We start from the raw sequence: 14,300 nt of genomic DNA, 5'->3' as shown, positions 1-14,300 counted from the left end.
ATCCTTCCCGAGGCCGCTAACGCGCGACCAGCAGGAGTGCCGCCGGTGAGACCGTCACCACCAGTCCGACCAGTACCGCGAGCACCAGGGTCTGGAGATCCTCCGCCTTGCGGATCTTCCGGACGATCCACACCAGCGCGACGATCACCAGCAGCGCGGCGACCAGCGCGGCGGCGGGGATGTTCACCCACAGCCAGTTGAAGCCCAGCCAGACTCCGGCGCCGCCGACGACGCCGAGGGCGAGCTGACCGGCCAGCGCCAGCCATTGCTTGCCCGGGGAGACCTTCTCGGCGGGCGCCGCGGGCTCGTCCTCGACGACGTCCTCGGCGCTGTCGTCGTAGTCGTCCTCGTACTCGTCGGCGCGGTAGCCGTAGTCGTCGCGGCCGAAGTCCGGGCCGCCGTCCGGGTACGCCGGGTCGGCGAACTCGCGCTCGTACTCGTCGAGGTTGTCCTGCCGGTCGCGGTCGTCGAGGGAGTGCGGTGGCACGAAGGGCATCGGCGCTGGATGGGGCTGGTGGGTAGAAGCCATGGTGGGCGGTCCGGCGTCGAACGGATCCGGCTCGGGGTCGGCGTCCGGCTCGACGGGCGCGACCGGGGGCGGCACCGGCGGGATCCCGCCGATCTCGGTGTCCTCGGACTGCACCTTCTGCCTGCGCTTGCGCCATCCGGCGAGCCCGGCGGGCGGAGCCGCCGGTTCCACCGGTGCGGGGGCCTCGGGTTCGGCCGCCGTTTCGTCGCCGACGGCGGCGAACTGCTCGGTGCTCGGCTCCGCCTTCGGCTGCGGCGGGCGCGCTGCGGGACGGCGGCGCCGCGCCGGCTGGGCGGGCGGCGTCGCGAAAGCGCCGCTGGCCATCGGGCCGGGCTGGTCCTGCACGTCTTCGGCCGGGGTGTCGAGACCACCGTCGAGCCTCGCGGACAGCCCGGAGGACGGCGGACCGGCGGGCGGCTCGGGGCGGCGGCGGACCGGCGGCACCGCGCCACGGGTCTCCTCCTGGCCCGGCGGCCGCGGGCGGCCACGCGGGGGCAACCCCTCGGAGTCCGGCGGGCGCTGCTGATAGCCGGACTGCTCCTGCGGCGGCGTCGGCCGCGCGAACTGACCCGACTGCTGCGGCGGGCGCTGCTGGTAACCGCTTTGCTCCTGCGGCGGCGTCGGCCGTACGAATTGCCCGGACTGCTGGGGCGGCTGCGGCGGACGCTGCTGATAGCCGCTCTGTTCCTGCGGCGGGCGCACCGGCGGAGTCTGCCTGGTCGGGGCGTTCGGTGGCACCGGCAGCGGCGCCGAGTCCTGCTGCGGCTGCGGGAGCGGACGCGCTCCGGAGTCTTGGGGGCGCGAGCGGCGCGGAGGACGGTTGGCAGGCGGCGGGGTGTCGCCGGACACCCTGTCGATGATCGCCTGGGGCGCCGTGTCACTCGGGGACGGCGCGCGCCGTCCGCGAGCGGGCTCGGGAGCCTCGTCGTCGTCGGCCGCGCGGCGTCGCCTGCGGCGCCCGCCCTCGGGCTGGGCTCCGTGCTGCGCGAGCAGCTCCGCCACGGTCTTCTGTGGCTGGCCGCTCTCTGTCTCGTCCGTCATACCGTGCAGTCCAATGCGCGCTCCAGCCGTTGCGAACCGGCACGCGACGGGGCATCGGCGGCGTCGCGCGCGCTATCCACCGTCATCCGCATTTCCGTCACCTCTTCACCGTGCCCGTTCTCCGTCGACCAAGTCCAGTCGGGCGCTGCCGCTCACAGTCTCGTCCGCACCGTTCGAATGGTCCAGCCGTCGAAGGATGACACCTTCTCGCAGCGCCCACGGACAGATCTCCAGTTCTTCCAGGGAAAGCGCCCGCATGGTGGCTTGCGCGACGAGCGCGCCGGCCACCAGCTGATGCGCCCGGCTCGCGCTGACCCCCTCGAGTTGTGCCAGGTCATGGGCGGTCATCCGGGAGATGAACGCGATGAGCTGGCGCAAAGCGGTGTCGGTCAGGGTACGGCGCACATGCGGCCCGCTGGCCGACGGCGCCGCTCCGGTCAGCCGGGCGAGCGACCGGAACGTCTTCGACGTCGCCACGACACGATCGGGTTCACCCAATTTGGCGACCTTCTTCGCGAGCGGGGCGAGTTGTTCTTCGAGCCACGCCGAAGTCGCGATCAGCTCCGACCGGGTGGGCGGATCGTGCTGGAACCGCGTCCGGGTGGTCCGGCCGGCGCCCAACGGCAGCGATTCGGCCAGGTCGGGCTCCTCGTCGCGGCCCATCGCGATCTCCAGGGAGCCGCCGCCGATGTCGAGCACCAGCAGCTTCCCCGCCGACCAGCCGAACCAGCGGCGGACAGCGAGGAAGGTGAGCCGGGATTCGTCGATCCCGGAAAGCACCTTCAGTTCGACGCCGGTCTGTTCCTGGACCTTCGCCAGTACCTTCGGGGCGTTCTTGGCTTCGCGGACCGCGGAGGTGGCGAACGCCATGACCTCTTCGCAGCCGAGCCGGGCCGCGGCCGCCTTCGCCGATTCGACCGCCCGCACGAGGCTGTCCGCGCCCGCGCGGCTCAGGTCGCCGTTGCGGGTGATCTGCTCGGCGAGCCGGAGGACGGCCTTTTCGGAATGCATCGGGGTCGGGTGGGCGCCACGGTGGGCGTCGACCACGAGCAGGTGGACGGTGTTGGAACCGACGTCGAGTACCCCTAGGCGCACGAGCGTCTACGGTACCCGCCCCCACGTCAGGTCACGAAACCGTAACCGTGATCTGTATCGCACGGCTCCGCGTGAAGGCCCCCTTCCCTGGGCTCAGCCGAGGGAAGGGGGCCTTCACGCGCTATCTCACGTCTCGAACTTGTAGCCCAGACCACGCACCGTGACCAGGTGCCGGGGCGAGCCCGGGTCCGGTTCGATCTTCGACCGCAGGCGCTTCACGTGGACGTCGAGCGTCTTGGTGTCGCCGACGTAGTCCGCGCCCCACACCCGGTCGATCAGCTGCCCGCGGGTGAGCACCCGGCCCACGTTGCGCAGCAGGTACTCGAGCAGGTCGAACTCCTTCAGCGGCAAGGAGACCTCCTGGCCGTCGACGGTCACCACGTGCCGCTCGACGTCCATCCGCACCGGCCCGGCGGCCAGCACCAGCGGCGCCAGATCGCCTTCGGAGCCCGGCTCACCACCGCGGCGCAGCACCGCCCGCACCCGTGCGATGAGCTCGCGGGCCGAATACGGCTTGGTGACGTAGTCGTCGGCGCCGAGTTCCAGGCCGACGACCTTGTCGATCTCGCTGTCGCGCGCGGTCACCATGATCACCGGCACCGCGGAACGCTGCCTGAGCTGCTTGCACACGTCGGTGCCACTCATCCCGGGGAGCATGAGATCGAGCAGGACGATGTCGGCGCCGTTGCGGTCGAACTCCTCGAGTGCCTGCTGCCCCGTCACGGCGACGGCGGCGGTGAAGCCCTCTTTGCGGAGCAAGAACGCGAGCGGGTCGGCGAACGACTCTTCGTCCTCGACGATGAGAACCCTCGTCACAGGTTTCCTCCATGGTCGGGGCTTTCTTGCCCTGTTGCCACGAGACGGGGTGTCCGCTCGGGGGTCTTCTCCGGCCGGGACACCGGCGGAGCCTGTTTCGCCGGCGCGGCCGGTTCGGCGGGGATGTGCGCGGGGATCCGCAGGGTGAAGGTCGACCCGGTGCCGGGACGGCTCCACAGGCCGACCGAACCGCCGTGGTTGGCGGCCACGTGCTTGACGATCGCCAGCCCCAGCCCGGTGCCGCCGGTGGCCCGCGACCGCGCCTTGTCCGCGCGGTAGAACCGCTCGAAGACACGCTGCTGCTCGTCCTCGGCGATACCGATGCCGCGGTCGGTCACCGCGATCTCGACCTTCCCGTCGACCAGCCGCCTGCTGATCGACACCGGACTGCCCGGCTGCGAGTACGCGACGGCGTTCTCCAGCAGGTTCGACAGCGCGGTGACCATCAGCGTCCGGTCGCCCTCGATGAGGAGCCCGCTGGCCGCGTCGGTGGTGATGGTGATTTCGGCGGATTCCGCCGAAAGGGTCGTCCTGCCGAGCGCCTCGCGGACGACGGCGTCGACCTCGACGACGTTCAGATCGGGCAGCCGCTCGGCGCCCTGGAGCCGTGACAGCGCGATCAGCTCGGTGACCAGCTGGCCGAGCCGCGTCGATTCGCGGAGGATCTTGCCGCCGAAGCGGCGGACCTCCTCGGTGTCCTCCGCGGCGTCGAGGACGGCCTCGGTGAGCAGCGCGATCGCGCCGACCGGCGTCTTCAGTTCGTGGCTGACGTTCGCGACGAAGTCACGCCGGACGGCTTCGAGGCGGATCGCCTCGGAGTGGTCGACGGCCTCGACCACGGTGAACCCGTCGCCGAGCGGACGGACCTCGCCGAGGACGGCCTCGGGCTGGCGTCCCCTCGCCTCCAGCGGGGAGAGGTCGATCTCCATCGGCTCGTCGGTCTCGACCACCTGCTCGGCGGCCTTACGGGCCCGCGGATCGGCCTGGTTGACCTTCACCAGCCCGAGTTCGTAGGCACGCGGATTGTGCAGGACCATGTCGCCGAACCTGTTGAGGACGACGACGCCGTTGTTGCTGGACCGCACGAGGCGTTCGAGCAGTTCGGCCACGGTGGGACCGGTCGGCCGCCGCTCCTCGCGGCGGGTGCGGCCCCTCGCGATCAGGAAGCCGAAAACCACACCGACGATCAGTCCGCCGACGGCCAGGGCGAGTGCAACAGGCGTGGTCACAGGGGAATCGTAAGCGTGCGGGTAGCCTTTTGGCCTAGTCCCGGCCGCGTACTCGTGATGCCTATGACACCTGGGGACACCCTGTTCGCCTGCAGGTCAGGCCTCGTTCACGTGGCCGAGACCTGCCGGGTGAGGCGGGTCACCCGGAACGGGGACATCGCCGCCGTGTGCTGCCCGGATCCCGACTTTCGTCGTGACCATCCGAAGGCTAATAGCGACGTTCCCGTCACGGCCCCCGGGGATTGTTGGAAGACTGTCGCCGTGGAACTCGTCAGTGACATCTCCCTGATTCGCGGAGAAGAAGAGCTGTTCGACCGGACGGCTCATCTGTTCGTCGCGGCGACCGACATCGCGTGCGCGGCCGACGACCTCTACACCTGGGCGCTCTCCCGGCCATCGCTCACCCGGCAGGGTGAACGGCTGGTGCGCGACAAGCGGATCCGCAAGCTGTATCGCCCCGGTGTCCTGCTGAACGAGCAGACCGCGCGGCACCTGCACCATCTGTCCGAGCTCGGCGCGCAGATCCGGATCGGCACCGAGGAGATCAACGAGACGATCCTGCTCGACGAGCGGGTCGCGATCATGGCGGGCGACGAGGGCAAGGCGGTGCGCTCCTACAGCGTCATCTCGCGTCCCGAGCTGGTGCAGGGCATCCTGTCGCTGTTCGAAAACGCCTGGCTGGCGTCGGCCACCCTGGAGACGTTCGACGCGCGGTTCGCCGACATCCGGATGGAGGCACCGCAGATCCTCGAGTTCCTGACCACCGGCTGCAAGGACGAGAAGGCCGCGAAGAGCCTCGGGATGGGCGTGCGCACTTATCAGCGTCGCGTGTCGGAACTGCTGGTCGCGCTCGGCGTGACGTCGCGGCTCCAGGTCGACGCGCGGGCGCGGGAACTCGGGCTGCTGTGAAACGCTGGACAGGGCTCGTCGTGCTGCTCGCGCTCGCGGGCTGCACCACCTCGGTCTCCGGCACCGCCCGGCCCGAACCGGAAACCCCGCCCGCGAACCTCGCGCTCGTCGATCCGGCGAAGACGGCGTCCGTGCTCACGGCGGTGAAGACGGCCGCCGAAGCGGTGTTCTCCTACGACAGCACGGCCGTGCCCGCCTACGAGAAGGCCCTCGCCGACAATCTGACGCCGGGCGCGCGCGACGAGCTGGCGAAGCTGTTCGCCGAGGTCCGCAAGTCGGCCGAGCCGGTCAAGCTCGTGACCAAGGTGATCGTCTCGGCGCCGGTCGAGGAGACGCCGGACAAGGCGCGGGTGCTGACCGTGCTCGACCAGAGCAGCTCAAGGGCTGGCGCCACCAGCAAGGGCATCGCGTCGGTGCTGCTCGCGGCCGTCCGCGAAGGCGACCGCTGGCGGATCGGCGAGATCAAGGTGAACCCGGCGGATCCCCCGCCCGCGGCGGAGAAGCCGGGCGCGGGTGACCGGGTGTTCGCGAGGACGCGGGATTCCGCCCGTGACGGCGCGCTCCGCGCCGCGGAAGCCCTGCTGAACGTGAATCCGGCCGACCCCGAAGGTACGTACGCCCGCTACGAGTCGGTGTCGACGGGGCAGTTGCTGACCCAGTTCCGGCAAGACAAGGCGGGACACCTGAACCAGATCCGGTCCGTGGGCACGAAGGCGTCGCTGGCGCCGAACCCGGCGGCCGCGGTCATGGAGGTCGTGGACGACAAGGCGAGCGTGCTGCTCTTCGCCACGACGGACGTCACGGACGCGGCCGGGCAGTCGACGAAGAAGTACCTGCCGATCGTCCTGCGTCTCCAGCGGCTGCCCGAGGGCTGGAAGGCGGCGGGCGTCGAGTCGGTCCAGCCCCTCCCCTGAACGCAATTCGTCCTCTAGTTGCGGTGGTTCGAGAGCGAACTACCGCAACTAGAGGACGAAACGCGTGGGGTTCAGCGGCCCTGGTTCGCGACGGCGGCCGCGGCTTCCTTGGCGGCCTCCGGGTCCAGGTAGGTCCCGCCGGCGGTGACCGGCTTCAGGTCCTCGGTGAGGTCGTAGCGCAGCGGGATGCCGGTCGGGATGTTGAGCCCGGCGATCGCGTCGTCGGAGATGCCGTCGAGGTGCTTCACCAGCGCCCGCAGCGAGTTGCCGTGCGCGGCGACCAGCACGGTCTTGCCCGCGCGCAGATCCGGCACGATCTCGGACTCCCAGTACGGCAGCAGCCGCGCGACGACGTCCTTGAGGCATTCGGTCAGCGGGGCGGCGTCACCGAGGTCGGCGTAGCGTGCGTCGCCCACCTGGCTGAACTCGTCGGCCGGGTCGATCGGCGGCGGCGGGGTGTCGTAGGAACGGCGCCAGAGCATGAACTGCTCCTCGCCGAACTCGTCGAGGGTCTGCTTCTTGTTCTTGCCCTGAAGCGCGCCGTAGTGCCGCTCGTTGAGGCGCCAGTCGCGCTTCACCGGGATCCAGTGCCGGTCGGCGGCGTCGAGCGCCAGGTTGGCGGTCGAGATCGCCCGGCGCATCAGCGACGTGTGGACGACGTCCGGCAGCAGACCGGACTCCGCGAGGAGCTGCCCGCCCTTGCGAGCCTCCTGCTCGCCCTGCTCGGACAGCGGCACGTCCACCCAGCCGGTGAACAGGTTTTCGGCGTTCCACGTGCTCTGCCCGTGACGCAGCAGCACCAGAGTCCCAAGCTCAGCCATGGGGTTCAGCCTGCCAGAGCGAGCGGAAGCGCCGGTCAGAGGGCCGCGCTTCGCTTTGTTTCTACGGAGAGTGCGTTACCCGCGAGTAACACCTTCACCCGTCCAGAAGACGGGCCGCCAACAAGTCCCGATCCCCGGAAATCAGGCTGCACTCCGTTATCCCCGTTTTCCAAGTTCACTCGAACGGAGTAACGGGTAGTCTTGTGATTACAGGTGGAGATCTGACAGGTTGACTACGTCCCGCGCGGCCGGATTCCACGCACTCCCCGGTTCGACGCGGGTGACGACCGCGACTCGTCTCCCCCCTGCCGAGTCGCGGCGCCCGCCGGCCCCGTTGGCATCCCCCTCGTCACCGGGTCCACCTTGGCGGGAACTTCAGCGGGGCGGCTCGAGATCGCGACTCCCCCCTCCCTCGAGCCGTCCCGCCTGTTCATCTCCGGGGAGGCCCCTACCGGCTTCCGGCTCCAGTCCGCGCCTGGGATCTCCGAGGCGTGTCGCGAAAGCCACAGTGATGATGATGTGTGTGGATGGAGACCGCGGAGGGTTTGACCCGGAAAGCCACTGACGCCCTGGTTGGGGTTGTCTTGCGAAAGATCTGTGGGCTCTTTGTGGGCTCTGTTCATGCACGTGACCAGGCCGGGGGATGTGACTTGATAGGAGCCTGTGCCACCAGGACACCCATCACTGTGTTGTCCATCCCCGCCGGCCCGGTACGTGCCATCCGTCGACCGATCGAGACACGGAATGGCAGAGACCAGGATGACCGATCAGCAGCATGCCGTCGACCTGACCCGGGTGACCGGTGGGGTCGATACCCATAAAGACACTCACACCGCGGCCGCGGTCGACGGGCTCGGCCGGGTGCTGGACACGCGTGCGTTTCCCGCTACCACCGCCGGCTACACCGCGCTGCTGGCCTGGCTGAGGGACTTCGGCGTGGTGACCGCGGTGGGGGTTGAGGGCACAGGCTCCTACGGCGCCGGGCTGGCCCGCCACCTGGCCGCCGAGGGTGTCCGGGTGGTGGAGGTCAACCAGCCGGACCGGCATACCCGCCGCCGCAAAGGAAAGACCGACACCCAGGACGCGATCAACGCCGCCCACGCCGTGGTGTCAGGCCGCGCCGACGCGACCCCCAAGGCCGGGACCGGGCCCGCCGCGGCGATCACCGCCCTGCGCGCGGTGCTCAACAGTGCGGTCAAGTCCCGCACCGCGGCCCTCAACCAGCTCGACGCCCTGATCGTCACCGCCCCTGCCGCGCTGCGCGAATCTTTGACCCGGTTCACCGGAAAGGCCCTGATCACCGCCTGCGCCCGGCTACGGCCTTGCTCCGACCTCACCAGCCCCGCCACCGGCACCAAGACCGCGCTGCGCCGTCTCGCACGCCGCATCCAGCACCTCACCACCGAGATCACCGACGCCAAAGCAGACCTGAAAACACTGACCCAGCAAGTCCTGCCCGCCACCACCACCCTGTTCGGCGTCGGCCCCGGCACCTCCTCCCAACTCCTGGCCACCGCCGGGGACAACCCCGACCGGATCGACACCGAAGCCCGGTTCGCGCACCTCTGCGGCACCGCCCCCATCAACGCCAGCAGCGGCCGCACCGACCGCCACCGTCTCAACCGCGGCGGCGACCGCCACGCCAACGCCGCCCTCTACCGCATCGTCATCGTCCGCCTACGCCACTGCCCCCGCACCCGCGCCTACCTCGAACGCCGCACCGCCGAAGGCATTCCCAAACGCCACATCATCCGCTGCCTCAAACGCTACGTCGCCCGCGAAATCCACAAAGCCCTCACCACAGACCTAGCAAACCTCACCAACACCCCTTGACATCTATAGGAGCATCTTTCGGGACATCAGACGTCCCGAAAGTGGCTTTCGCGACATGATCGCCAGGGTGATTCTGGAGCCGGAGCCATGAGCCCCTCAGTCCAGCGGGGGCGCGGACGGCAGATCCGAAGCGGTCGCCATCGCGGGCTCCGCCGGACGGCGCCGCTTGCGCAGCCACCACACCAGCGCGGCCGCGGGAACACCGAAGACCAGCAGGAACGGCGCCATCGCGCCGAGCACGGTCAGCAGGCCGCCGCCGAAGGTCAGGAACGCGTCCCAGCCGTCGCCCAGCCCGCCGAGGAACCCGCTGCGGGATTCCTCGGCCGCCGCGACGGTCTCCGCCTTCACCTGGAGGGAGATCGTCGACATGGCGACACTTCCGGCCAGGCTTTCGCGCCGCTTCTGGAGCGATTCGAGCTCGGCCTCGCGGCTCGTCAGCTCACTCTCGACCGAGGCGATCTCCGAGACCGACGTCGCCCTCGCGAGCAGTGCGCGGATGCGTTCGACGCTCGCCCGCTGGGTGGCCAGCCGCGAATCGACGTCGACCATCTGCTCGGTCACGTCCGTCGCGGTGACCTCGCGCTTGATCTGCTTCCCGAGCTTTCCCAGCTGGTCCAGCACCCCGTCGAGGCGTTCGGCGGGCACGATGACGTTGACCGACGCCCGCTTCTCCTGGGTGCTCTCCTGCCCCGTGTAGCCGGCGGCGCCCTGGGTGATGACGCGTACCTGCGAGATCACGTCGGCCACGTTCGGCGCGGTGAGCTCCAGGCTCGCCGTGCGCACCAGCTTGCGGTCGGCGATACCCGGCTGCCCCGCCGGTGCCGGGGCCTTGCCCGAACCCGCCTTGCTGTCGGTCGCCTCCTTGTTGGCCGGCCCTTGGTTCGGCACGGCCTGCTTGGTGTCGGCCGACATCGGCATCGCGGCCGACTCACCGCCGGAATCGTTGGCCGAGCAGCCCGCCAGCGCCAGCACGATGCCGGCGGCGGCCACCCATCTCAATCCCTTGTGCATGAAAACCGTCTCCCTCCAGTGCTGCGGAAAGAGACGGAACGGACGACGGTGCCGTTGCACCGTTCGGGTCACGAGTCGGTCAAGGCTCCGGGTTCGTGCCCGTTCGACGGCTCGACGAGATGTTTGAACGCTTGAAGGTTCGCGAGCGACTCTCCACGGGAAACGCGCCAATCCCACTCGCGTTTGATCGATTTCGCGAAACCGAGCTCCAGCAACGTGTTGAAATCGCCGTCCGCGGCTTCCAGCACCTGCCCGAGGATCTTGTCCAGCTCGGCCTCGGTGACCGTGTCCAGGCCGAACCGGCCGACCAGGTAGATGTCGCCCATCGCGTCCACGGTGTAGTGCACGCCGTAGAGTTTCGCGTTGCGGCGCAACAGAAACCGGTAAACGTCCTCATGGGACTCGTCGGGCCGGCGGCAGACGAAGGCTTCGACGGCGAAGGCGTGGTCCCCGGCGATCAGCCAGCAGTTGGTCTGCAACTTCTTGGTGCCGGGCAAGGTGACGAAGTACTTTCCCTCGCCACGCCTGTCGTATTCCAGGCCCGCATTGTCCAAAGAGGACCGCAAGGTCTCGTCGAGCGTCAAACCGCCACCTCCGCGCGCTGTTCGAGGGCACGCCGGAACGCGCCGGTCGCCTGAGCGTACGTGTCCAGCAGCCGGTCCGTCGTACGGCGCCAGGAGAAGCGCCGCGCGTGGACGACGGCGTTGGCCGAAAGCTCGGCACGCCGGCCTGGCCGCAGCGCGACGTTCGCGAGCGCGCCCGCCCAGTCCTTCGCGTCGTGCGAAGGCACGAGCAGCCCGGAAACCCCGTGCGGCACCGCGACCGGCAGCCCGCCGACCTCGGCCGCGATCACCGGTGTCCCGCAGGCCTGCGCCTCGAGCGCGACCAGCCCGAACGACTCGTTGTAGCTCGGCACGGCGACGACGTCGGCCGCGCGGTAGACGTCGACCAGCGACTGGCCGGGCTGCGGCGGCATGAACCGGGTCTGCTCCTCGATCCCGAGGGAGACGGCCAGCTCGCGCAGGGCCTGCGGCTGCTCCAGCCCGGTCCCGGACGGGCCGCCGACGATCAGCACCACCAGCCGCGAGGCCAGCTCCGGCCGCTCGCGCAGCATTTCGGCCGCGGCCAGCAGGAGAACGTCCGGCGCCTTCAACGGCTGGATGCGGCCCGCGAAGGCCAGCACGATCGCGTCCTGCGGCAGGCCCAGCGCTCCGCGCGCGGCGGACCGGGAGCCGGGGGTGAACCGGTCGAGGTCGACGCCGGGCGGGATGGCGTGCACGGCATGCGGGTCGGCGTCGTACAGCTCGATCAGCTCGCGGGCCTCGACGCGGGTGTTCGCGACCAGGCAGTCCGCCTCCTCGACGACCTGCTCCTCGCCGATCACGCGGGTGCGCGGCTCCGGGGTGTCGCCGTCGGCGAGCGCGGCGTTCTTCACCTTGGCCAGGGTGTGCGCGGTGTGCACCAGCGGCACGCCCCAGCGGTCACGGGCGAGCCAGCCCGCCTGGCCGGAAAGCCAGTAGTGCGAATGGATGAGGTCGTAGTAGCCCGGCTCGTGGAACGCCTCGGCCCGCAGCACCCCGGCGGTGAACGCGCACAGCTGCGCGGGCAGCTCGTCGCGTCCCAGCGGCTCGAACGGACCCGCGGGGATGTGCCGGACCAGCACGCCGGGCGCCAGCTCGGCGACCGGGGGCTGATCCGAGGAAGTCGCCCGCGTGAACACCTCGACCTCGACGCCGCGCCGGGCCATCTCGGTGGCCGTCTGGCTCACGTAGACGTTCATGCCGCCGGCGTCGCCGGTACCCGGCTGCTCCAGCGGAGACGTGTGCAACGACAGCACCGCGACGCGCCTGGGCGCGGCGTCGAACCCGTGCAGGGGGATCGTCACCTGGTCAACACTCCCGAAGTCCTACTGATCGGCGAACCGGCGCAGTAGTTCACCGAACTCGTCCGCCGCTTCGGCGAACGGCAGATGCCCCACCTCAGGTAGCCAACGCATGACAGCCCCCTGAATCTTCCCCGCCGCGTACTCCGCGGACGTCGGATCGATCACAGCGTCCGCGAGACCATGGATGATAAGTGCCGGTTTGTCCAGATCGCGAAGCACGTCCTCACTCCCGATGTCACGGCGGAACAGCGCGGAGCGCACCGCGGGCGGGGTGGAAAGACAGGCACCGAGCAACGACTGAGCGAGCGTGCCGGACACCGGGGCGGCGGTCATCCGCTCGCTGAACTGCGCCAACGCGGGAATCGCGACCGCCGGATCGTCCGAAAGCACCGCCGGGATGGCTTCGCGCATGGCGGGCCCGACCTTGCCGCCTGGCCGATTCTTGCCGATTTCTGTGATGGCGCCCACAAAAACGACGCCGCTGAGCCTCGACGAGCCGTGTACCCGGAGGTAGTCGGTGATCACCAGCCCGCCGTAGGACCAGCCGACGACGATCGCGTCTTCACCGGCGAAGTCGAGCACCGAGGCGAGGTCTTCGGCCCAGACGCGCGGGTCGTCGTAGCCGGCGGAGGGCACCTCGGAATCGCCGTGACCCCGCAGGTCCATCGCCACCAGGCGGAATCGCTCGCTGAGCGCGGGATCCGCCAGCTGCGGCGCCCAGGCCCGGGCCGACTGCGCCCAGCCGTGCACGAACACGATCGGACGGGTGTTCTCGGCGCCCTCGACCCACAAGCCGATGCGGGTCCCGCCGTAGCCGACTACCTCGGTCTTCATACACCGCAGCCTAGGAGGTCAGTCCCACGGTGACCCAAGGCGCTTTCGTCTTTTGAAGTCGCGCGTCTTGGCCGCGAGGCCCCGCGAACGTGGCTGCGGGCCGCCCTCTGCGGAACCGCCGCACTCAGTGCCAGGCCACGGCCCGTAGACACGTTCGCGGTCGCGCGATTATTTGACAGCCGAAAGAGCCTTCCACGACTTCCAGTCGTAGAACCAGTTCTTGACGTCCGATTTGGTCGGGCTGCCCAGTTTCGAACCGGTGATCTCGACCGGGTCGCCGATCATGGCCGAGTCGAAGTACTTCTTGGCGTCGGCTTCGAGCAGGTTCACGCAGCCGTGCGAGGTGTTGGCCTTGCCGATGTTCGCCGCGTTGTCCTGGTTCTCGTGGATGTACTCGCCGTTGTTCGAGATCCGGCAGGACCACTTCTTGTTGACGTTGGTGTAGCCGTAGCGCGCGTTGTCGAACCGCGCCATCGGCTCCTTCGTCATCACGATGAACGTGCCGTTCGGGGTGTTGCGCTGGACGTCGGAGTCCAGCCCGTTCGAACACGGGTAGCTCGCCGATTGCGCGCCGCCCCGGTAGACCTTCATCACATGGTCCGGGGTGTTGATCTTGACCACCTGGTTGCGGCCGATCTTGAACTCGGTGGTCACGTCGGCCTTGCCGTACGCGCCACCGCCGAGCGCGACGCCGTAGAGCTTCGCCTCGACGTTGACCTTGATGTTGGCGGGCCAGTACTCCTTGGGCCGCCAGTCGACCTGCGTGTCCGACAGCCAGCCCCAGGAGCCCTCGACGTCCTTGTCGGTCTTCACCGTGAGCGCCTTTTCGGCGGCCGCCTTGTCCTTGACCGGGGACGCGAACTTCACGCTGATCGGCATCGCGACGCCGACCTCGGCGTCGTCGGTCGGGTTCAGCGTGGCGCGAACCTCCTTGGCGGGTTTGACCGTGCTGAACGAGCCCTTGAACTCGGCGGGCTTGTTGTCGCTGCCGGTGGCTTTCGCGGCGTAGGTGTACGTCTTGCCGTACCCGAGGACCTCGGTGCTGGTCCAGGTGAGCCCGTCGGGGGAGAGTTCGCCCTTGACGTCCTTGCCGCTGTCCCCGGTGACCTTGACCTCGGTGAGCTTGCCGTCGGCGACCTTCACCACGACCGGCGTCACCACGGAGGCGTCCTTGGCGTCGGCGGCGGGTTCGGCGGTGATCTTGGCGACCGGGGCGGCGTTCTGGTCCCCTCCGCCGCCGCCTTCCGGCTTGGCGGTGCCGTCTTCTCCGCTGGAGCAGGCAGCGGCCAGCATGGCCGCCCCCGCGGCGAGCGCGGCCTTGAACACCGTGCGCCGTTCGATCACGTGTACCTCCCATGAAGATCCCCGCGAGCCCCTACCCGC

Annotated in this window: 13 protein-coding genes; 3 read left to right on the top strand and 10 right to left on the bottom strand. The window is 69.6% G+C overall.

The genetic code is table 11. The annotated features are described in order from the left end of the window. Positions 1–16 precede the first annotated feature (16 nt). The 4 genes from ACOCEP_RS13580 to ACOCEP_RS13565 form a co-directional block, all read right to left on the bottom strand. Positions 17–1,570, bottom strand: a complete 1,554-nt coding sequence (locus ACOCEP_RS13580) for a hypothetical protein (protein WP_482337549.1) — start codon at positions 1,568–1,570, stop codon at positions 17–19. Positions 1,571–1,675: 105 nt separating this feature from the next. After that, positions 1,676–2,665: a Ppx/GppA family phosphatase gene (locus tag ACOCEP_RS13575; protein ID WP_482337547.1), complete on the bottom strand. Its 990-nt coding sequence runs from the start codon at positions 2,663–2,665 to the stop codon at positions 1,676–1,678. A 126-nt stretch (positions 2,666–2,791) separates the two neighbouring features. Beyond that, positions 2,792–3,481, bottom strand: a complete 690-nt coding sequence (locus tag ACOCEP_RS13570) for a response regulator transcription factor (protein WP_034310560.1) — start codon at positions 3,479–3,481, stop codon at positions 2,792–2,794. Next, on the bottom strand, positions 3,478–4,710 hold the full coding sequence (locus tag ACOCEP_RS13565; RefSeq protein WP_482337546.1) for a sensor histidine kinase: 1,233 nt from the start codon (positions 4,708–4,710) through the stop codon (positions 3,478–3,480). Before ACOCEP_RS13565 ends, ACOCEP_RS13570 begins: the two co-directional genes overlap by 4 nt. A 261-nt stretch (positions 4,711–4,971) precedes the next feature. Between ACOCEP_RS13565 and ACOCEP_RS13560 the strand changes: the two genes are divergently transcribed. Both ACOCEP_RS13560 and ACOCEP_RS13555 read left to right on the top strand, forming a co-directional pair. Further along, positions 4,972–5,619 (top strand): DNA-binding response regulator, encoded by a 648-nt coding sequence (locus ACOCEP_RS13560; RefSeq protein WP_482337545.1) that lies wholly within the window; start codon positions 4,972–4,974, stop codon positions 5,617–5,619. After that, positions 5,616–6,533 carry a hypothetical protein gene (locus ACOCEP_RS13555; protein WP_482337544.1) on the top strand — a complete coding sequence of 306 codons (918 nt, stop codon included), beginning with the start codon at positions 5,616–5,618 and terminating at the stop codon, positions 6,531–6,533. The genes ACOCEP_RS13560 and ACOCEP_RS13555 overlap by 4 nt, the downstream gene beginning before the upstream one ends. A 71-nt stretch (positions 6,534–6,604) precedes the next feature. Here ACOCEP_RS13555 and ACOCEP_RS13550 read toward each other — a convergent pair whose 3' ends face one another. After that, positions 6,605–7,354, bottom strand: a complete 750-nt coding sequence (locus ACOCEP_RS13550; protein ID WP_125678918.1) for a phosphoglyceromutase — start codon at positions 7,352–7,354, stop codon at positions 6,605–6,607. Positions 7,355–8,098: 744 nt separating this feature from the next. On the opposite strand from ACOCEP_RS13550, the gene ACOCEP_RS13545 reads away from it, so the two are divergent. Beyond that, positions 8,099–9,187, top strand: coding sequence for an IS110 family RNA-guided transposase (locus tag ACOCEP_RS13545; RefSeq protein WP_482337543.1), 1,089 nt, complete (start codon positions 8,099–8,101; stop codon positions 9,185–9,187). A gap of 96 nt (positions 9,188–9,283) precedes the next feature. Here the strand turns inward: ACOCEP_RS13545 and ACOCEP_RS13540 are convergent, their stop codons facing one another. From ACOCEP_RS13540 to ACOCEP_RS13520, 5 genes are all read right to left on the bottom strand, one after another. Then, positions 9,284–10,198, bottom strand: a complete 915-nt coding sequence (locus tag ACOCEP_RS13540) for a DUF4349 domain-containing protein (protein WP_482337542.1) — start codon at positions 10,196–10,198, stop codon at positions 9,284–9,286. 68 nt (positions 10,199–10,266) lie between these two features. Next, positions 10,267–10,782 (bottom strand): type III secretion system chaperone family protein, encoded by a 516-nt coding sequence (locus ACOCEP_RS13535; RefSeq protein ID WP_482337541.1) that lies wholly within the window; start codon positions 10,780–10,782, stop codon positions 10,267–10,269. After that, a complete protein-coding gene (gene mshA / locus ACOCEP_RS13530; RefSeq protein WP_482337540.1) occupies positions 10,779–12,083 on the bottom strand; it encodes a D-inositol-3-phosphate glycosyltransferase in 1,305 nt (434 codons plus the stop codon). The genes ACOCEP_RS13535 and mshA overlap by 4 nt, the downstream gene beginning before the upstream one ends. 21 nt (positions 12,084–12,104) lie before the next feature. Continuing rightward, positions 12,105–12,917 (bottom strand): alpha/beta fold hydrolase, encoded by an 813-nt coding sequence (locus ACOCEP_RS13525; protein ID WP_482337538.1) that lies wholly within the window; start codon positions 12,915–12,917, stop codon positions 12,105–12,107. A 168-nt stretch (positions 12,918–13,085) separates the two neighbouring features. Next, a complete protein-coding gene (locus tag ACOCEP_RS13520; protein WP_482337536.1) occupies positions 13,086–14,261 on the bottom strand; it encodes a L,D-transpeptidase in 1,176 nt (391 codons plus the stop codon). Positions 14,262–14,300 lie beyond the last annotated feature (39 nt).

This window comes from Amycolatopsis sp. CA-211722 (genome assembly GCF_056828465.1).
This window is presented reverse-complemented; position numbering and strand designations above follow the sequence as displayed.